We start from the raw sequence: 17,595 nt of genomic DNA, 5'->3' as shown, positions 1-17,595 counted from the left end.
CGCCGCACGCACCTGCCGGGCGATTGACGGTACATGCTTCAGTCAGCAGCCGACTCCACACGATTGCGCCCGCCCCGCTTGGCGCGGTACAGCGCGCTATCGGCGCTGCTGTAGGCGGCATCGAAACGGCTGCCCGCCGGGCAGGCGCTGACCCCGAAACTGGCAGTGATCTGCCGGTTGACCGGGGCCGCAAACCCATGCGCAGCGATGGCCTGGCGCATGCATTCGGCCAGTTCCAGCCCTTGCTGCAGGCTGTCACCGGGCAGGACCACGGTGAACTCTTCACCGCCGACCCGACCGATCACGCCGGCCTTGGCCACGATCGGCGTCAGGCATTCGACGATGCCGCAGATCACCGCGTCGCCCGCCGGGTGGCCGAAGTCGTCGTTGATCTGCTTGAACAGGTCGATATCCAGCACGATCAGCACCGCGCCGCTGCTTTCCAGCAGGCGCTTGGCGCGTTCGATCACCGCTCCCCGGTTGAGAACCCCGGTCAGGGCGTCGTGAGTGGCACGGAATTCCAACTGTTCGGCCAGGGTCTGCAGCTGCAGGTTGAGGGCGTTCATGTCCCGTTCGGCACGGTCACTGCGGGTGATCAGCCGGCGGGTTTCACGAATCAGACGCTCGAAGTGCCCGGTCAGCTCGCTCAGCGACTGCCGATACAGGCCCGCCTCGCCATCGGCCTGCGCCAGCACCGCGCGCGCCCGGGCCAGGGCGTCGGTTTCGCTGCTGAACAGGTCAACGGCCTGATCGGCTCGCACCTGGAGCACAGAACCTGAGGTCGGCATGGCCTCTTTCCTCAAGAAATGGAAACGGGGTGGTCGTTGAAGGTCAACGACGTGAAGTCGGCCTTCAGCTCCTCTCCGAACTCGAAGATGGTCTCGTCCTCCTCGTCGTGATACCAGTTGACCACCACCTTGTTGCCGGCGATCGCCGCATGGTCGAGGGTATCGAAGATGTTGAACAGCATCTTGGTGCTGGAGCTGTTGAAGTAGGCCAGGGCGATATTGGCGGTGATCACCGTAGCGTGGCATTCGTCGAGGAATTCGCGCAGTTGCTGGACGATGGGCGCATAGAAGGCGGCGGCGTTCTCTGGGTAAGACTCGCCCTTGATGGTCAGCAGCTGCTGGTCATAGCGAAAATCGACTTCCGGCGAGGTGGCCGTGGCAGCGACGAAATAATTGTCCATGGCGTTGAAGGACTCCGTTCAGATGGTGGCTTTGAGGCAGAACAGGGTGGTTTGCGGATCTTCCGGACGCGGCTGGAAGCTGTACTCCAGCGGCTCGCTGGCATCGCGGGCCATGGTCAGGAAGCCCAGCCCGGCGCCTTTGCTGCCTTCGGGTGTTTCAGCGCGCAGGGATACCTTGTAGGCCTGCTTGATTTCCTCGACCGACATGCCGCGTAGCGGTTCGAGGTTGGAGCGCAAGCGCTCGACTTCGGTGCTGGCCACCGGGTTGGCGCACAGCATGGTGTAGCGGTCGTTTGCCGCACTGATGCACACCGAGCCCTGACGCAGCGGCGTCTCGCTCTCGGTGGCGGCGCCGAGGGTGTCGGCCGAGTAATGCACGATGTTCTGCGACAGTTCGATGAACGAAGAGAACAGCTTGCGGCGGGTCGGCCCGCTGACCCCGGAGACTTCCAGTTGCAGCTTGACCACTTCGGCCATGGCCGAGACCACGCTGTGGGAGAAGTAGCCCATGTGGTAGAAGATCACGTTGCGCTGCTGGGCAAGGTCGAAAAAGCTCATGTCGTGGTCCTGAGTGGCGCATAGCAGATTAGTCATCATGGCTCCTGAGGCGGGCGCAAAAGAAAGTCAGGTCGTCGCGGCGGTTCTGTTCGCCCTGCCATTGCGAGAGGCTGTGCAGCAGGCCCTGGCCGATCTCGGCGGCGGGCCGGTCGCAGTTGGCCAGCAGGCTCTCGAAGACCCGGCGCTTGCCGAAGGCGATGTGCTTGGCGCCGCCGATCTGGTCGGTCAGGCCGTCAGTGGCGATGAAGATCACGCTGCCCGGTTCCAGGGGCACGCTGTGCAGCTCCCACTGATAATCCATGCCACTGTCGACGTAGCCCACGCCCATGCGCTGGCCGGCGATGACTTCGAACTGCGCGGCCTCCGGGTAGAGCACCTGCAACGACAGGCGCGCGCCGGCGAAGCGCAGCGTCCAGGTCTGGGTGTCGAACCAGAAGAACGCCGCATCCAGGCCGTCGTCGGACTCCGGCATGCCGTCGCCATCGCGGTCCTGGCCGAGCATGCCCTTGACACTGCGGTTCACCGCCGACAGCAACGTCGCCGGGTTGCGCGGGCCATGCTGCTCCAGGGCCTGGCCCAGGGCGCTGGACGCGATCAGGGTCATGAAGGCGCCGGGCACGCCATGGCCGGTGCAGTCGGCGATGGCACCGAACCAGCCATCGGGGTAGGTGCAGAAATGGTAGAAGTCGCCCCCCACTACATCGCGCGGCTCCCAGACCAGCGCCGCGTCACTCAGGGTCGACGCCAGGGTATCGCGGGAGGCGCGCAACATGGCCTTCTGGATGACGCTGGCGTATTCGATGCTCTGCATCATCTGGCGGTTTTTTTCCGCCTGCATGGCGGCCACCACGGCGATCAGCTGCAGGCCGTTGCCCAGCCCCGCGAAGCGCCCCTGGCGGGTCACCACGAAGCCATCGGCCAGGGCCTTTTCACCGAACTCGACGGTCTTGAAGGTCAGCTCTTCGATGCTCATGCCGGCGTCGACGATCAGCGGGTCCTTGTCCATGAAGGCGATGCAGCTTTTCTTGTCGTACAGCTCACGGTGATAGAGCTTGCTCATCTGCGACAGGAAGATGTTGCGGTTGATCAGGCCGATGGGACGTTCTTCGTCCACCACCGCCAGGCATACCAGATCGCGCTGCGCCGTGAAGATTTCCATGACCAGCGAATTGGTGGCCTCGGCATCGACTGCAGGGACGTAGTTGCACAGGTCACCGGCACTCTTGTGGTCGCGAGGCAATCGGGGACGCATGAATTGGAAATGTTCGGCTTGCATGGGCGGGCCACTGCGCATCGTAAATACATGACCCTACACCAGCGATATTAAAGTGATATTACATAGCGATGACGGCGCTCACTGCGCAGGCATCAGGGTGTCGAGCAGCCAGGCACCTGCAGGCCCCAGCCCGCGCTGCCGGGACCAGATCACATCCACCGGGCCACTGCGCGGCCAGCCGGGCACCTGCAGTTCCTTGAGCCGCCCGCTGGCATAACCGGACACCAGCCAGCGCGGCAACGCCGCCCAGCCGAAGCCGAACGCCGCCATGTCCATCAGCAGCAGGTAATTGGGCGCCGACCAGCTGCGCCGCCCTCTGATCGGCAGGTCGTTGGCCGGCACGCTGTGTTCGACCAGGGTGTTGAGACGCAGCGCGCGGTGTTCAGCCAACTGCTGGTAGCTCACCGTCTCCAGCGCCGCCAGGGGGTGGGCATGGGCGACGAACAGGCCGAAATTGGCACGCTCGGCGATGGTCGCGTGGCCGATCTCAGGCGGATAGCTGGCCTGGGCCGAGAGCAGCCCGAGGGTGGCGCGACCACTCTGGATCAGGCTGATGGCGTCGCCATGCTCGGCGAACATGCATTCGAACTCCAGGTCCGGAAAACGCTGGTCCAGCTCGGTCATACGCGTCTCGAATTCGACGAACTGGTTGGCGTCGGACAACACCAGGGTCAGGCGCGGCTCGACCCCAGCGGCCAGGCGGCCTGCGGTGCGGCGCAGCAGGTCCTGGGCACACAGCACGTCCTCGACCCGTTCGAGCATCGCCCGACCGGCGTCGGTGAGCACCGGTTGGCGACCGGAACGGTCGAAAAGCTTCAGGTCCAGGTCGATTTCCAGACGCGCGATGGCTTCGCTGAGCGTCGACTGGCTCTTGCCCAGGCGCCGGGCGGCGGCGCTGAACGAGCCCAGGGCAGCGATCTGCACGAAGGCTTGCAGGGCTTCGGGGGAGTAGTTCATCACAGGCCTCTTATCGGTTTTACCGATGGTAAGTATTTTCACTTTACTCGGATGACCGATGAGAATGCAGGCTTTTCCGACTTCGGAGCCTCTGCCATGAACGCTGCACAGCCCCACTCCTCCACTCCGGCCGTGCCCGCCAAGACCCTGCGCGAGCGGATTCTGCATGCCTTGCTGTTCGAAGCCATCGGCGTGCTGATCTGCGCGCCAGTGCTGGCCTGGGTGATGGACCGCTCGCTGGGCAGCATGGGTGCGCTGACGGTGATGATCTCCACCGCTGCCATGCTGTGGAACATGCTGTTCAACGCCGCGTTCGACCGCCTGCGGGCGCGCCGCCGGTTCGCCCTGACCTTCACCACCCGCGCCCTGCATGCGATCGCCTTCGAGGGCGGGCTGGTGGTGATCGTCGTCCCGCTGGCCGCCTGGTGGCTGTCGATCAGCCTGGTCCAGGCCTTCTGGCTGGATATCGGCGTGCTGCTGTTCTTCCTGCCCTACACCCTGGCGTTCAACTGGACCTACGACCTGCTGCGCGAACGCCTGCTGACCCGCCAGCCGGTGGCGCACTGCCGACACTGAATGGTCGCAAAACCGCCCTTCTGTATGGTTTCGGGCGCCTCGCCTTGAGGCACACTGGGCGCCTGACAACAGGGAGCAGTGATGATGACCGAGATACTCAAGCTGGCCGCCTTCAGCGACGGCGACCAGGGCGGCAACCCGGCGGGGGTGTGGATCGGCGCAACCTTGCCGGACGACGCCAGCATGCAACGCATCGCCGCCGAGGTGGGCTTTTCCGAAACCGCGTTCGCCGCGCAACAGGCCGATGGCAGCTTTCGCGTGCGCTATTTCTCACCCTTGGCCGAAGTGCCGTTCTGTGGCCACGCCACCATCGCCTTGGGCGCAGCGCTGGCGGCCCGTGAAGGCGACGGCATCTTCGACCTGCAACTCAACCAGGCGCGCATCACCGTCGAAGGCCACGCCCAGGGCAAGCTGGTCTCGGCCGCCCTGCAATCGCCGCCGACGCACAGCCAGCCGGTCAGCGACGCGCTGCTGCAGGAAGCCTTGCAGCTGTTCGGCTATGGCCATGAGCAACTCGACCCGCGTATCCCGCCTGCCGCGATCAACGGCGGCGCCGGGCATCTGGTGCTGGCGTTGAACAGCCGTGCGGCGCTCAAGGCCATGCACTACGACCAGGCCGCCGGTCGCGAGCTGATGGTCCGCGAGGGCTGGGCGACCATCGTGCTGGTGTATGCCGAGACCGAGCAGTTCTTCCACACCCGCAACCCCTTCGCCTTCGGCGGTGTCTACGAAGACCCGGCGACCGGCGCGGCGACTGCCGCACTGGCCGGCTACCTGCGTGACATCGGCTGGCCGCACGGTGGGGTGATCGACATTCTGCAGGGCGAAGACATGGGCAGCCCGTCGCGGCTGCGTGCGGAAATCAGTGCCCAGCCAGGCAGCTCGATCCGTGTGTCGGGGATGGCGCGCTATCTGTAGCAGCGGCTTCAGCCGCGCCTACGGGTTGAGCCGGCTGCCGCTGGCCGCCACCCCCAGCAGCATCGCCGCCACCACCAGAAACGCCACGCCCAGGCTGCTGATGTGCGCGACGAAACCAATGGCCGCCGGCCCCATCAGGATGCCGGCGTAGCCCAGGGTGGTGACCGCCGGGATCGCCACGCTTTCCGGCATGCTCTGCTGCCGACCCACCGCGCTGTAGCACACCGGCACGATGTTCGAGCACCCCGCGCCCACCAGGGCATAGCCCAGCAACGCAGCTTCCCAGGCCGGCACCAGTGTGGCCACGCAGAGGCCGCTGGCCGCCAGCAGGCCGCCAAGGATGATGATGCGGTGGGGGCCGACGCGGCGCACGATGGCGTCGCCGAACAGCCGGCCGAAGGTCATGGTCACCGCGAACACCGCATAGCCCAGCCCGGCGTAGGCGGTCTCCATGCCCCGCACGGAGGTGAGAAACACCGCGCTCCAGTCCAGCATCGCGCCTTCGGCGAGAAACACCGTAAAGCACAACAGGCCGATGAACAGCACCACACCATGGGGAATGGCGAACGCCGGCCCCTCGGCGGCGCTGCCATAAGGCAGCAAATGCGGCATGGCCTTGAGCATGGTCGCCAGGGTGACCGCCACCACTACCAGAATCGCCAGCAGCGGCGAAGCCCCCAGGGCCAGCAAGGCACTGACGCCAGCGGCACCGACGATACCGCCCAGGCTGAACAGGCCATGGAAGCCCGACATCATGGTCTTGCCGCTGGCCCGCTCGACGATCACCGCCTGGACATTGGCAGTGCAATCCACCGCGCCCATGCCCACGCCGAACACGAACAGCGTCGCCACCAGCAGCGGCAGACTTTCCAGGGTCGCCAGCAACGGCAGGCACAGGCAGATCAGGACACTGCCGCCCACCAGCAGGCGCCGGCAGCCCCAGCGAGCGGCCAAGGCACCGGCGAGCGGCATGGCAGTGATCGAGCCGATGCCCAGGCACAGCAGCAGCAGGCCCAGCATGCCGTCCTCCAGCCCTACCCGAGCCTTGGCATAAGGCACCAAAGGTGCCCAGGCAGCCATACAGAAACCGGCGATGAAAAATGCCAGGCGGGTAGCCATCTGTTCCTGGCGCGGCGTGCTGCCGGTGTGAACAGCTGGGGTTTCAAGCGCGGTCATGGCGGCTCCTTGTGCATGACGGTAGTCGGACGGTGCAACTCTGAGACAGGCTCCGGCCCGGAAAGTCCCGGCCAGGCACGAATGCCGCGCCTTTTAAACGGCCCGCCCGATCCGATACGCAGGCAGGAGCGGTCAGAACGGTGCGTCGCTGTTCACAGGCTGCCCGACCAGTTGCAGGAACTGCGTCACGGCAGGGTCGCTCAGCGCAACGAATTCGGCCGATTCGGAGAACGCCACCACCACTTCCTGGCGGTTCATGCTCTGGCCCTGCAGCATGCTCATCCACCAGTCCTTGCCACCGCTGTCCGCCGGGCGGTCAAGCACGTTCAGGTACAGACGATCGACGAACGCCGAGTCGTCCAGCGCCCCGTAGGACTGCTGGAACTCGTTGCCGTTGATGAAACTGGCAGCGATATCGCTCACGCCCATGCCGCGGTCGGCCTGCTGCTCCCAGTAGCGGAAACCGCCAAGGTCGGGGCTGCGATCGAAGACCGCCATGTACAGCCGGGCCAATGCGGCATCACTCGTGCCTGAAACGCCTGCGCCCTCACGGCTGTGCGATACCGAGATTTCCCTGTAGGTGCCGGAGCCGTCTGTGTCGCGATACAGGGTAGTTTCCACCCAGCCATCGTCACGCTCTTCATGCACGACGTCGGAGCCCGACACCGTATAGCGCTCGTCCGCCTCGATGGCATCGACCTCCCAGACGCCGTCGTCCCATTCGTACACACCCTGGACCTGCCCATTGACGATATCGAAACGCTTCAGATCGACTTCTGCCATGCCTGCCATCCCTCTTCCCAGATTGAACATCAATGTGATGGCGAGGAAGGTACGGTCCATGGCTTAAACCAAGCTTAAAGATTGGTAACAAACTCGTCGGTAAAACCCCTTCTAAAATGCGGGGAGAAGTATTCGCAGGACGCTTCTGGACAGGCGTGGGCTGATGATCTGTTGCAATTTCGATGACACGGCTGTTCTGAATCATGCACAGCCCCTAGAATAGCCGCCCCGCCCCATTCCGGTGCAGGGACCTTCTTCTACTTCACCCATATCAAGAGTCTTCCGTGCAGAAAGGCATCGCGCTCTCGGTACTGGCTTCCTGCTTGTTCGGGGTCATGTACTACTACACCTCCCTGATGACCCCGCTCAGCGGCGAGGAAATCTTCGGCTGGCGCATGCTGCTGACCGTGCCTTGCGTGACCCTGTTCATGATGGCCAGCGGCGACTGGCCGCTGGTACGGGCCATGGCCGCACGCCTGCTGCAACAGCCGGCCCTGGTGATGGGCATCATGCTGTCGTCGCTGCTGATGGGCATCCAACTGCTGCTGTTCATGTGGGCGCCGTTGCACGGTCGCAGCCTGGAAGTCTCGCTGGGCTATTTCCTGCTGCCCTTGACCATGATCCTCACCGGCCGCGTGGTGTATGGCGAACATCTCTCGCACCTGCAGAAGATCGCCGCCGCCTTCGCCAGTTTCGGTGTCGCCCACGAGGTCTGGCGCCTGGGCAGCTTTTCCTGGGAAACGCTGGTGGTCGCGGCCGGTTACCCGGTGTATTTCGTGCTGCGCCGTAAGCTCAAGACCGATAACCTCGGCGGCCTGTGGTTCGACATGCTGTTCATGCTGCCGGTAGGCGTGTGGTTCATCCTCAGTGGCAACCCCGCCGCTGCCCAGGAAACCCCGCGCCTGTACCTGCTGATTCCTCTGCTCGGGGTGATCAGCGCCTCGGCGCTGGTCAGTTACCTGCTGGCCAGCCGGCTCCTGCCGTTCAGCCTGTTCGGGCTGCTCAGCTATGTGGAGCCCGTGCTGCTGGTTGGGGTGGCGCTGCTGCTGGGCGAGAGCATCGGTCCGGATGAATGGCTGACCTATATCCCGATCTGGCTGGCGGTGCTGGTGCTGATCCTCGAAGGCGCCCGCCACCTGTTGGCTCAACGACGGCGCAATGCGCTTTGAAGTCAATACAGTTCAGTTCAGACCGTGGGAGCGCGCTTGCTCGCGAAGGCGGCGTCACGTTCACAGCAAATTCAGCGACTTTGCCCGCTTTTCGCGAGCAAGCTCCCCACAAAGCCGCAAGGCGCTTAATCGAACAGTATTGGCCTTAAGGCCGCTTCGCGGCTGAAGCCGTTACCTGCCTGACGCTATTGCCGCTCATTCGGTGAAGCGCTGCAGCTGCATTTCCTGCAGGCGGCTGAGGGTGCGCTGGAAGGCGAAGCCCAGGTAGCCCTCGGTGTACAACTGCTCCATGGGCACCAGGGCTTCGACGTAAAGGGGCACGCGTCGGTCGTAGCATTCATCCACCAGGGCGATGAAACGTCGCACGCCGTCGTCCTTGGGTGACAGCTGCGGCAGCTCGCGGTCGCCGGCCTTGACCTGCTCGGCACCATCTTCGGTGCCCCTGGCGATCTTCGCTTCGCGCTGTGCAGCGCTGAGCAGGGGCACTTCGCTGAGCATCACCACCGCGAAGCGGTCGCACAGGGCGATGAAATCCATGGCTGCCAGCGGCTGTTCGCACAGGTCGCGGTAGCGGCACCAGATCACGTTGTCGGTATGCTGCACCACATTGACGCTGCGATACCCCAGCATCACCTGGGTGTCGTGGACGACCTGCCCGGTGGTCAGCGCCTGGAACACCTCGCCCAGGGCGCTGGGCTGGCCGGCCTCGCGCACCCAGTAGCGTTGCAACAGCTGGCCGGGGTGCAGGCGATGGTCTTCGCCACCATCGACCCGCACCACTTGCATATGCCGTTCGATGGCGGCGATGGCCGGCATGAATCGCTCACGGTTGTGGCCATGGCTGTACAGCTCCGGCGGCGGAATGTTCGAGGTACAGACCAGCACCACGCCTTCTTCGAACAGGGTCTGCAACAGACCGCCAAGAATCACCGCGTCGCCGATGTCGGTGACAAAGAACTCATCGAAGCACAGCACCCGAACGTCGCCGGCCAGTTCCCGGGCAATGCTCGCCAGCGGCTGGGCCGTGCCGGTCAGTTCGAACATGCGCTTGTGCACCCAGCGCATGAAGTGATGAAAGTGCTGGCGCCGCGACGGCACCTGCAGGCTTGGCACCTGCAGGCTTTCATGGAAACGGTCCATCAGCCAGGTTTTGCCCCGCCCCACCGGCCCCCACAGGTAAATGCCGCGGGGCCGGGCCTTGCCCGCCGCCAACGCCTGCCAGCAGGCCTGCAACTGCTCGGCCGCCTCGCGTTGCGAAGCGTCGGGCAGAAAGCCCCGCTCCAAGGCATGTTCGTAGGCTTGTAAAGGCGACAGACCGGGCATGTTTACGCTCCTTGTTCTAATGCTGGACGCCGACTCGCCTGAGCAGGCTGCGGCAGCGCTCGGAAAGGTGCACCACACGCAGGTGCTTGCCAGCCTTCTCGTAGCGCTCGCGCAGGGTCTTGAGCGCGGCGATGGCCGAATAGTCGACGAAACTCAGGTGCTGGCAGTCCAGCACGACCAGGGCCGGGTCAGCCTGCGGGTCGAACTGTTCGAGAAAACGCGTGGTGGAGGCGAAGAACAGCGTGCCGCGCACCTGGTAGACCTTGCTGCCATCGGCGGCCTCGTGGGCATCGGTGTACAGCTCGCGGGCATGCTTCCAGGCGAAATCCAGGGCCGCGACTATGACCCCGAAGAGCACCGCCATGGCCAGGTCGGTAAGCACAGTCACCACGGTTACCGCGACGATGGCCAGCATGTCGCTGGTCGGCACCTTGCGCAGAATACGCAGCGAAGCCCAGGCAAAGGTCTGCTGGGCCACCACGAACATCACCCCGACCAGTGCCGCCAGCGGAATACGCTCGATCAGCGGCGAGAGAAACAGCACGAACATCAGCACCATCAGCCCGGCCACCACGCCGGACAACCGGCCACGGCCACCGGAACTGAGGTTGATCACCGTCTGGCCGATCATCGCGCAGCCACCCATGCCGCCGAATACACCAGAGACCATGTTGGCCGCGCCCAAGGCCACGCACTCGCGGTCCGGGTAGCCACGGCTCTCGGTGATCTCGTCGGTGAGGTTGAGGGTCAGCAGCGTCTCCAGCAGCCCGACCATGGCCATCACCAGCGCGTAGGGCGCGACGATGTACAGGGTGTGCAGATTCCACGGCACTTGCGGCCAACTGAAGCTCGGCAGGCCACCGGCGATGTGCGCCATGTCGCCCAGGGTGCGGGTCGGCAGGTCCAGCAGGTACACCGCCAGCCCGACGCCGAGGATCGCCACCAGCGCCGGCGGTGCGGCGCGGGTCAGACGCGGCAGAAGATAGACGATGGCCATGGTCAGCGCCACCAGGCCGAGCATGATGTACAGCGGCGTGCCGCCAAGCCAGGCGCCGTCGTGCTGGAAGTGCTCCAGCTGAGCCATGGCGATGACGATGGCCAGGCCGTTGACGAAGCCCAGCATCACCGGGTACGGCACCAGGCGCACCAGCTTGCCCAGGCGCAGCACACCGAACAGCACCATCAGCAGCCCACTGAGCAGCACCGTGGCCAGCAGGTACTGCACGCCGTGCTCGACCACCAGGGCGACGATCACCACCGCCATGGAACCGGCGGCGCCGGACACCATGCCCGGACGGCCGCCGAACAGGGCGGTCAGGGTGCAGATCATGAACGCGCCATACAGTCCCATCAGCGGGTTGAGGTGCGCCACCAGGGCGAAGGCGATGCACTCGGGCACCAGGGCGAAAGCAGTGGTCAGGCCGGCCAGGACGTCGGCGCGGAGGTGGCGGGATTTGATCAAAACACGGGCCTTGAGGCGGGTAAAAGGCTGGCATGTTACGCAAAGGCGCCGGATGCGAACAGACACACGCAGTAACAATGGTCCATCATAGGCGGGTCTTGGTAGACGAATGTCTGCTGAGTGCTGCACCGCACCACTTAGTTTTGAAGGGTTTCGACCCCTACAGAGGAACCGCAATGCACAGGACGATTTACCTGGCCCTGGCCGCCTGCACCAGCCTGGCCGCCACTCCGGCATGGAGCCTGGACGCCCCCGCTGCCCCGGCAGCTTCCCCCATCGGCCGCGACCGCGCCGCCATCGACCATGCACGGGTCCAACGTACCCAGCAAGACCGTGTGATCCAGAACGCCGCCCGCGAGGTCATGCGCAAGCAAGGCATTGCCGGCATGGCCATCGCCGTCACCGACCACGGCACCGAACGCTTCTACAGCTTTGGCGTAGCCGACAAGACCAGCCGGCAGCCGGTGAGCAACGACACCCTCTTCGAGCTGGGCTCGATCAGCAAGACCTTCACCGCCACCCTGGCCACCTGGGCCCAGGAACAGGGCAAGCTGCGCCTGCAGGACGACATCGGCTATGCCCTCCCAGCCCTGGAAGGCAGCCGCCTGGGCAAGATACCGGTCCTGCACCTGGCGACCCACACCGCCGGTGGCTTCCCCCTGCAGATGCCGGACGCGGTGCAGGACGAGCGGCAAATGATGGACTACTTCCGGAACTGGCAACCGCAGTACCTGCCAGGGACGCACCGCAACTACGCCAACCCGAGCATCGGCCTGCTGGGCGTGATCAGCGCCCACGCCCTGGGCCAGCCCTTCGACCAGGCAATGCAGCAGGGCCTGCTGCCGGCCCTGGGCCTGACGGCGACCTTCCTCAAGGTGCCGCAAGCGCAACAGGGGCTCTACGCACAAGGCTACGACCGCCAGAACGCCCCGGTACGGGTCAACCCCGGCGTGCTCGCCGACCAAGCCTATGGCCTGAAGTCCAGCAGCCGCGACCTAATTCGCTTCCTTGAAGCGAACATCCGCGCCAGCCAGGCGCAAACCCCACTGCAGCGCGCCCTGCAGGCCACCCACACGGGCTACTTCAGCTTCGGCCCGGCGACCCAGGCGCTGGCCTGGGAAAGCTACCCGGCACCGATCAGGCTCGACGATCTGCTGGCCGGCAATGCCGGCGAAATGGTGCTCAAGACCCAGTCGGTGCGCGAACTGCAACCGCCGCGGGCGCCCGCCGCCGGTACCTGGATCAACAAGACCGGTTCGACCAATGGCTTTGGTGGTTATGTGGCGTTCATCCCGGACCGCCAGCTGGGCGTGGTGATCCTCGCCAACCGCAATTACCCGAATGCCGACCGGGTACGCCTGGCCTACCGCATCCTCAAGGCCGTAGACCCGTCGTTCAATCGCTGAGCGCCTTGGGCTGCGGCCCGGCGCTGATCCGCCAGCCCCTGGGCAAGCCTTGGCGCCGCATGTCGCCAAGGCTTGCCGATGAGCTGAACCTGAACTGAACAGCCTGGCGGAAATCGCCGGTTTTGCGAAAAACAACTATCCCCATTCGGGAATGACTATCATTATGTTGCGCATTGTTACAGCCGCAACAGGTTGAAACACTTCACCCGCCCGTCGTCATTCCTGGTGAAAAATGCTCGTTCCCTTCCTGATCATGCTGCGTGAAGGCATCGAAGCCGCGCTCATCGTCGGCATCATTGCTTCCTATCTGAAACAGACCGGCCGCGGCGCCTGGATGCCAGCGGTGTGGGTTGGCGTGTTCCTCGCGGCGGCCCTGGCGCTGTTCGTCGGTGGCGGCCTGGAGCTGGTCAGCGCCGAGTTCCCGCAGAAGGAGCAGGAGCTGTTCGAAGGCCTGGTGGGCCTGGCGGCGGTGGGCATTCTCAGCTCGATGGTGTTCTGGATGCGCAAGGTCGCCCGCTCGATCAAGCGCGAATTGCACCAGTCGCTGGACAGCGCCCTGTCCGGCTCACGCAACCAGACCTGGGCGCTGATCGCCATGGTGTTCTTCGCCGTCGCCCGTGAAGGCCTGGAAACCGTGTTCTTCCTCCTCGCGGTGTTCCAGCAGAGCACCGGCGCTGGCGCACCGCTGGGCGCCCTGCTCGGCCTCCTGGTCTCGGTGGCCGTGGGTGTGGCCCTGTACCGCGGCAGCCTGCGCCTGAACCTGGGGCAGTTCTTCCGCTGGACCGGCCTGTTCATCCTGGTGGTGGCCGCCGGCATCCTCGCCAACTCGGTGCAGGCCCTGCACGAAGCCGGCCTGTGGAACCACCTGCAGGACGTGGTCTTCGACATCAGCGCCACGCTGCCGATGGACGGCCCCACCGGTGCGGTCCTGGCCGGCATGTTCGGTTATCAGGACGCGCCGACGGTCAGCACCCTCGGTGCCTGGCTGATCTACCTGGTGGTGGCACTGGTGCTGTTCTTCCTGCCGCACCGCCCCGTTCGGCAGGGCACCCGCCCGACCGCCACCCACCCCTAGGTTTCAAGAGGCCCCCATGTCCAACCCCTCAACAGGAGCCTGGTCTCCACGCGCCCTGCGCCTGGCCGTGGCCGGCTCGGTGGTGCTGATGTTCGCCGCCGGCGGGCTGTTCTACTACGCCGCCCGGGTGGCCGCCGACAAGCGCGCGGCCAACGCTGGCAACGAAACCGTGGTGAACATCCACCCGCGCAGTTGCGAGCCGAATGCGTTGAGCGTGGCCGCCGGCAAGCACAGCTTCCGCATCGTCAACCAGTCCGAGCGCGCCGTGGAGTGGGAGATCCTCGACGGTGTGCTGGTGATCGAAGAACGCGAGAACATCGCCCCTGGCATGAGCCAGGTGATCAACGCCAACCTGCGCCCCGGCGACTACACCATCACCTGCGGGCTGCTGAGCAACCCGCGCGGCACCCTGCACGTGACCCCGACTGCGGAGTCCGAAGCCCAGGCCAGGGCACGACCGACGCTGACCGCGTTCATCGGTCCGCTGTCGGAGTACCGCGTGTACCTCAGCCAGCAAGGTACGGCATTGATCAAGGCGACAGCGGCCCTGCAGCAGGCCATCGCAGCCGGCGGCCTGGACGCCGCACGCCGCGCCTACCTGCCGGCCCGCGCGGCCTATCAGCGCATCGCCCCGGCGGCGCAGCGCCTGGCGGAACTGGACAACGCCATCAACGCCCGCGCCGACTACTTCGAGAAACGCGAGCAAGACCCGGGCTTCGGAGGCTTCCACCGTATCGAGTACGCCTTGTTCAAGCAAGCCAGCGTGCAGGGCCTGGCGCCGGTGGCGGACAAACTGGCTGCCGACGTCACCCGGCTCAAGCAGGAGCTGCTGGCGCAGAGCATCGCCCCCGATCAGTTGACCGGCATCGTGGTGCGCAACCTGCTGAGCCTGGCCGAGAACCGCAGCCGAGGCGAGGAAGAACGCTACAGCCACAGCGACCTGAACGGCTTCGCCGCCAACCTGGAGGGTGCGCGCAAGGTTATCGACGTACTGCGCCCGCTGCTGTCGCGCAACCACGCCGAGCTGCTGCAACGCCTGGACGCCGCTGCCGCCAGCCTGGACACCACCTTCGACAGCCTGACGACCGACAGCGGCTACCCGCCTTACGACCAGGTCGACGCCGGCACGCGCCAACAGATCGCCACCCAGGCCAGGACCCTCGCCGAAGCCCTGCAGGCCATTGACCCGGCACTGGGCCTGTCGAGCCTGTAATACCTTGGAGTACCCCACCCAGATGAAGACCCCAGACGCGTCCCCTGCCCTTGAATCGCCCCAGCGCCGTCGCGTGCTGATGGGCCTCGGCGCCGCCGGTGCCGCCCTGGCCGGCAGCGGTCTGGCGAGCCCGGCCATGGCGGCCCGCCCCGCGCAGGTCACCGAAGCCCCGGACAGCGACCGCACCCAGGACAGCCAGCCGTTCCATGGCGTGCACCAGAGCGGCATCGTCAACCCCCGCCCGGCTGCTGGCATGCTGGTGGCCTTCGACGTCCTGGCCACCGACCGCGAGGACCTGGAGCGCTTGTTCCGCACCCTCAACGAGCGCATCGCATTTCTGATGAAGGGCGGCCCGGTGCAGGACATCGATCCCAAGCTGCCACCGCTGGACTCCGGCATCCTCGGCCCGGTGGTGACTCCGGACAACCTGACCATCACCGTCTCGGTAGGTGACTCGCTGTTCGACGAGCGCTTCGGCCTGGCCCCGGTCAAGCCCAAGCGCCTGAGCCGCATGGTCGGCTTTCCCAATGACGCCCTGGAGGCTGCCAGCTGCCACGGCGACCTGAGCATCCAGTTCTGCGCCAATACCCCGGACACCAACATCCACGCCCTGCGCGACATCGTGAAGAACCTGCCCGATCTGTTGCTGGTGCGCTGGAAGCAGGAAGGCAGCGTGCCGCCGCAAGCGCCGAAGAAGCCGGGACAGCCCGCCGAGAGCGCACGTAACTTCCTGGGCTTTCGTGATGGCTCGGCCAACCCGGACTCCAACGACCGCCAGGTGATGGACGAGCTGGTCTGGGTCCAGCCCGGCAGCGACGAGCCCGCCTGGGCCGCGCATGGCAGCTACCAGGCGGTGCGCATCATTCGCAACTTCGTCGAGCGCTGGGACCGCACTCCGCTGCAGGAGCAGGAGTCGATCTTCGGCCGTGCCAAGCACAGCGGCGCACCGCTGGACGGCAAGGTGGAAAGCGACGAGCCGAACTACGCCGCCGACCCGCAGGGCAAGAAGATCCGCCTGGATTCGCACATCCGCCTGGCCAACCCGCGCACCCCGGGCAGCCGCCAGAACCTGATCCTGCGCCGGCCGTTCAATTACTCCAACGGCGTGAACAAGAACGGCCAGCTGGACATGGGCCTGTTGTTCATCTGCTACCAGGCCGACCTGGAGAAAGGCTTCATCACCGTACAGAACCGCCTCAACGGCGAGCCGCTCGAGGAATACCTCAAGCCGGTCGGCGGCGGTTACTTCTTTACCCTGCCGGGGGTGACCAACGACGAGGACTTCATCGGTCGCTCGCTGCTGGCCGCCGCCCCGGCCCCCGAAACCGCCTGAACCGAAACGGAAGCGCCGACATGCACAAGACCCCGCTCGCCCTGCTGTTCACCCTGGCTGCCCTGGGCGCCCCCCTGGCCGCACAGGCCGCCCCCGCGCCACTGGACCTGGTGGGTCCGGTCTCGGACTACAAGATCTATGTCACGGAAAACATCGATGAGCTGGTCAGCCACACCCGGCAGTTCACCGATGCGGTGAAGGCAGGCGATCTGGCCACCGCCAAGAAGCTCTATGCCCCTACCCGGGTCTACTACGAGCGCATCGAGCCGATCGCCGAGCTGTTCAGCGACCTGGATGCGTCCATCGACTCACGCGTCGATGACCACGAGCAAGGTGTCGAGGCCGAAGACTTCACCGGCTTCCATCGCCTGGAGTACGCGCTGTTCGAAAAGAACACCGCCAAGGGCCAGGATGTCATCGCCGACAAACTGATGAGCGACGTGCAAGACCTGCAAAAGCGCGTCGCCGACCTGACCTTCCCGCCCGAGAAAGTGGTGGGCGGCGCGGCAGTGCTGCTCGAAGAGGTGGCCGCCACCAAGGTCTCCGGCGAGGAGGACCGCTACAGCCATACCGACCTGTATGACTTCCAGGGCAACGTGGACGGCGCGAAGAAGATCGTCGACCTGTTCCGCCCGCAGTACGAGAAGCAGGACCCGGCGTTTGCCGGCAAGGTGGACAAGAACTTCGCCGCCGTGGACAAGATCCTCGCCAAGTACAAGACCCCGGACGGCGGCTTCATGACCTATGACAAGGTCAAGGAAAACGACCGCAAGGCGCTGGTCGGCCCGGTCAACACCCTGGCCGAAGATCTTTCCACCCTGCGTGGCAAGCTGGGCCTGAACTGATCCAGGGCGGAGCCATGCAGGAGCGGCTTCAGCCGCGAAGCGACCACCTTTTCACAGCAGATGCGGTGAATTTCCTCGCGCTTTCGCGGCTAAAGCCAATACTGGTCAGTTAGCCCGTGGGAGCGAGCTTGCTCGCGAAGGCGGCGTCACGTTCACAGCAAATTCAGCGACTTTGCCCGCTTTTCGCGAGCAAGCTCGCTCCCACAAAATGAACTGCCCCCAAGAAGTTGGAGATTAATCCAACCCTTGGGGGGTGTTATGAGTAAGTACACAGAGCCATTCAGGCTCACCGCCGTCAAAGCCTACCTGCAAGGCACAGACGGTTTACGCACGGTC

Annotated in this window: 17 protein-coding genes; 8 read left to right on the top strand and 9 right to left on the bottom strand. The window is 65.2% G+C overall.

Annotated features, from left to right (window positions below; genetic code table 11):
* Positions 1-38: 38 nt before the first annotated feature.
* The 5 genes from QZ497_RS16315 to QZ497_RS16295 all read right to left on the bottom strand — a co-directional run bounded on the left by QZ497_RS16315 (position 39) and on the right by QZ497_RS16295 (position 3,980).
* Positions 39-788 carry a GGDEF domain-containing protein gene (locus tag QZ497_RS16315; RefSeq protein ID WP_295476800.1) on the bottom strand — a complete coding sequence of 250 codons (750 nt, stop codon included), beginning with the start codon at positions 786-788 and terminating at the stop codon, positions 39-41.
* An 11-nt stretch (positions 789-799) separates the two neighbouring features.
* Positions 800-1,189: a DUF1987 domain-containing protein gene (locus tag QZ497_RS16310; protein ID WP_295476798.1), complete on the bottom strand. Its 390-nt coding sequence runs from the start codon at positions 1,187-1,189 to the stop codon at positions 800-802.
* Between the two features lie 18 nt (positions 1,190-1,207).
* The gene (locus QZ497_RS16305) at positions 1,208-1,783 is read right to left on the bottom strand and encodes a SiaB family protein kinase (protein ID WP_295476796.1); all 576 of its coding nucleotides are present in this window, start codon (positions 1,781-1,783) and stop codon (positions 1,208-1,210) included.
* Positions 1,776-2,999: a SpoIIE family protein phosphatase gene (locus QZ497_RS16300; protein WP_295476794.1), complete on the bottom strand. Its 1,224-nt coding sequence runs from the start codon at positions 2,997-2,999 to the stop codon at positions 1,776-1,778. The genes QZ497_RS16305 and QZ497_RS16300 overlap by 8 nt, the downstream gene beginning before the upstream one ends.
* A 102-nt stretch (positions 3,000-3,101) precedes the next feature.
* On the bottom strand, positions 3,102-3,980 hold the full coding sequence (locus QZ497_RS16295; protein ID WP_295476792.1) for a LysR family transcriptional regulator: 879 nt from the start codon (positions 3,978-3,980) through the stop codon (positions 3,102-3,104).
* 96 nt (positions 3,981-4,076) lie between these two features.
* Here QZ497_RS16295 and QZ497_RS16290 point away from each other — a divergent pair, with 96 nt between their 5' ends.
* Complete coding sequence (locus tag QZ497_RS16290) at positions 4,077-4,556, top strand: multidrug/biocide efflux PACE transporter (protein WP_295476790.1); 480 nt, start codon at positions 4,077-4,079, stop codon at positions 4,554-4,556.
* Between the two features lie 81 nt (positions 4,557-4,637).
* Positions 4,638-5,474 (top strand): PhzF family phenazine biosynthesis protein, encoded by an 837-nt coding sequence (locus QZ497_RS16285; protein WP_295476788.1) that lies wholly within the window; start codon positions 4,638-4,640, stop codon positions 5,472-5,474.
* 18 nt (positions 5,475-5,492) lie between these two features.
* On the opposite strand, the gene QZ497_RS16280 is transcribed toward QZ497_RS16285, so the two are convergent.
* Together QZ497_RS16280 and QZ497_RS16275 are read right to left on the bottom strand one after the other, a co-directional pair.
* Positions 5,493-6,650, bottom strand: a complete 1,158-nt coding sequence (locus QZ497_RS16280) for an MFS transporter (RefSeq protein ID WP_295476786.1) — start codon at positions 6,648-6,650, stop codon at positions 5,493-5,495.
* A gap of 132 nt (positions 6,651-6,782) precedes the next feature.
* Positions 6,783-7,433 carry a DUF4214 domain-containing protein gene (locus QZ497_RS16275; protein ID WP_295476784.1) on the bottom strand — a complete coding sequence of 217 codons (651 nt, stop codon included), beginning with the start codon at positions 7,431-7,433 and terminating at the stop codon, positions 6,783-6,785.
* A gap of 284 nt (positions 7,434-7,717) precedes the next feature.
* On the opposite strand from QZ497_RS16275, the gene rarD reads away from it, so the two are divergent.
* Positions 7,718-8,602 carry an EamA family transporter RarD gene (gene rarD, locus QZ497_RS16270; protein WP_295476782.1) on the top strand — a complete coding sequence of 295 codons (885 nt, stop codon included), beginning with the start codon at positions 7,718-7,720 and terminating at the stop codon, positions 8,600-8,602.
* 195 nt (positions 8,603-8,797) lie between these two features.
* Here the strand turns inward: rarD and zapE are convergent, their stop codons facing one another.
* Both zapE and QZ497_RS16260 read right to left on the bottom strand, forming a co-directional pair.
* The gene (gene zapE, locus QZ497_RS16265; protein ID WP_295476780.1) at positions 8,798-9,925 is read right to left on the bottom strand and encodes a cell division protein ZapE; all 1,128 of its coding nucleotides are present in this window, start codon (positions 9,923-9,925) and stop codon (positions 8,798-8,800) included.
* A 16-nt stretch (positions 9,926-9,941) separates the two neighbouring features.
* Positions 9,942-11,384 carry a SulP family inorganic anion transporter gene (locus QZ497_RS16260; RefSeq protein ID WP_295476977.1) on the bottom strand — a complete coding sequence of 481 codons (1,443 nt, stop codon included), beginning with the start codon at positions 11,382-11,384 and terminating at the stop codon, positions 9,942-9,944.
* 179 nt (positions 11,385-11,563) lie between these two features.
* Between QZ497_RS16260 and ampC the strand changes: the two genes are divergently transcribed.
* From ampC to efeO (QZ497_RS16235), 5 genes are all read left to right on the top strand, one after another.
* Entirely contained in the window at positions 11,564-12,793 is a 1,230-nt protein-coding gene (gene ampC / locus QZ497_RS16255; RefSeq protein ID WP_295476778.1) for a class C beta-lactamase, read from the top strand.
* A 232-nt stretch (positions 12,794-13,025) separates the two neighbouring features.
* Complete coding sequence (gene efeU, locus QZ497_RS16250) at positions 13,026-13,868, top strand: iron uptake transporter permease EfeU (RefSeq protein ID WP_295476776.1); 843 nt, start codon at positions 13,026-13,028, stop codon at positions 13,866-13,868.
* A 16-nt stretch (positions 13,869-13,884) separates the two neighbouring features.
* Complete coding sequence (gene efeO, locus QZ497_RS16245; protein ID WP_295476774.1) at positions 13,885-15,081, top strand: iron uptake system protein EfeO; 1,197 nt, start codon at positions 13,885-13,887, stop codon at positions 15,079-15,081.
* A 22-nt stretch (positions 15,082-15,103) separates the two neighbouring features.
* Positions 15,104-16,414, top strand: coding sequence for an iron uptake transporter deferrochelatase/peroxidase subunit (gene efeB, locus QZ497_RS16240; RefSeq protein WP_295476771.1), 1,311 nt, complete (start codon positions 15,104-15,106; stop codon positions 16,412-16,414).
* 20 nt (positions 16,415-16,434) lie between these two features.
* Positions 16,435-17,259, top strand: coding sequence for an iron uptake system protein EfeO (gene efeO, locus QZ497_RS16235; RefSeq protein WP_295476769.1), 825 nt, complete (start codon positions 16,435-16,437; stop codon positions 17,257-17,259).
* Positions 17,260-17,595 lie beyond the last annotated feature (336 nt).

This window comes from uncultured Pseudomonas sp. (assembly GCF_913777995.1).
Taxonomy (GTDB): domain Bacteria; phylum Pseudomonadota; class Gammaproteobacteria; order Pseudomonadales; family Pseudomonadaceae; genus Aquipseudomonas.
The sequence above is the reverse complement of the archived record's forward strand: the minus strand, read 5'-3'. Positions and strand labels throughout refer to the sequence as shown.

What these genes read in the sequence shown, in the direction of transcription:
- QZ497_RS16315 (WP_295476800.1), bottom strand. Translation starts at nt 788, where the DNA reads ATGCCGACCTCAGGTTCTGTGCTCCAGGTGCGAGCCGATCAGGCCGTT.
- QZ497_RS16310 (WP_295476798.1), bottom strand. Translation starts at nt 1,189, where the DNA reads ATGGACAATTATTTCGTCGCTGCCACGGCCACCTCGCCGGAAGTCGAT.
- QZ497_RS16305 (WP_295476796.1), bottom strand. Translation starts at nt 1,783, where the DNA reads ATGACTAATCTGCTATGCGCCACTCAGGACCACGACATGAGCTTTTTC.
- QZ497_RS16300 (WP_295476794.1), bottom strand. Translation starts at nt 2,999, where the DNA reads ATGCGTCCCCGATTGCCTCGCGACCACAAGAGTGCCGGTGACCTGTGC.
- QZ497_RS16295 (WP_295476792.1), bottom strand. Translation starts at nt 3,980, where the DNA reads ATGAACTACTCCCCCGAAGCCCTGCAAGCCTTCGTGCAGATCGCTGCC.
- QZ497_RS16290 (WP_295476790.1), top strand. Translation starts at nt 4,077, where the DNA reads ATGAACGCTGCACAGCCCCACTCCTCCACTCCGGCCGTGCCCGCCAAG.
- QZ497_RS16285 (WP_295476788.1), top strand. Translation starts at nt 4,638, where the DNA reads ATGATGACCGAGATACTCAAGCTGGCCGCCTTCAGCGACGGCGACCAG.
- QZ497_RS16280 (WP_295476786.1), bottom strand. Translation starts at nt 6,650, where the DNA reads ATGACCGCGCTTGAAACCCCAGCTGTTCACACCGGCAGCACGCCGCGC.
- QZ497_RS16275 (WP_295476784.1), bottom strand. Translation starts at nt 7,433, where the DNA reads ATGGCAGAAGTCGATCTGAAGCGTTTCGATATCGTCAATGGGCAGGTC.
- zapE (WP_295476780.1), bottom strand. Translation starts at nt 9,925, where the DNA reads ATGCCCGGTCTGTCGCCTTTACAAGCCTACGAACATGCCTTGGAGCGG.
- ampC (WP_295476778.1), top strand. Translation starts at nt 11,564, where the DNA reads ATGCACAGGACGATTTACCTGGCCCTGGCCGCCTGCACCAGCCTGGCC.
- efeU (WP_295476776.1), top strand. Translation starts at nt 13,026, where the DNA reads ATGCTCGTTCCCTTCCTGATCATGCTGCGTGAAGGCATCGAAGCCGCG.
- efeO (WP_295476774.1), top strand. Translation starts at nt 13,885, where the DNA reads ATGTCCAACCCCTCAACAGGAGCCTGGTCTCCACGCGCCCTGCGCCTG.
- efeB (WP_295476771.1), top strand. Translation starts at nt 15,104, where the DNA reads ATGAAGACCCCAGACGCGTCCCCTGCCCTTGAATCGCCCCAGCGCCGT.
- efeO (WP_295476769.1), top strand. Translation starts at nt 16,435, where the DNA reads ATGCACAAGACCCCGCTCGCCCTGCTGTTCACCCTGGCTGCCCTGGGC.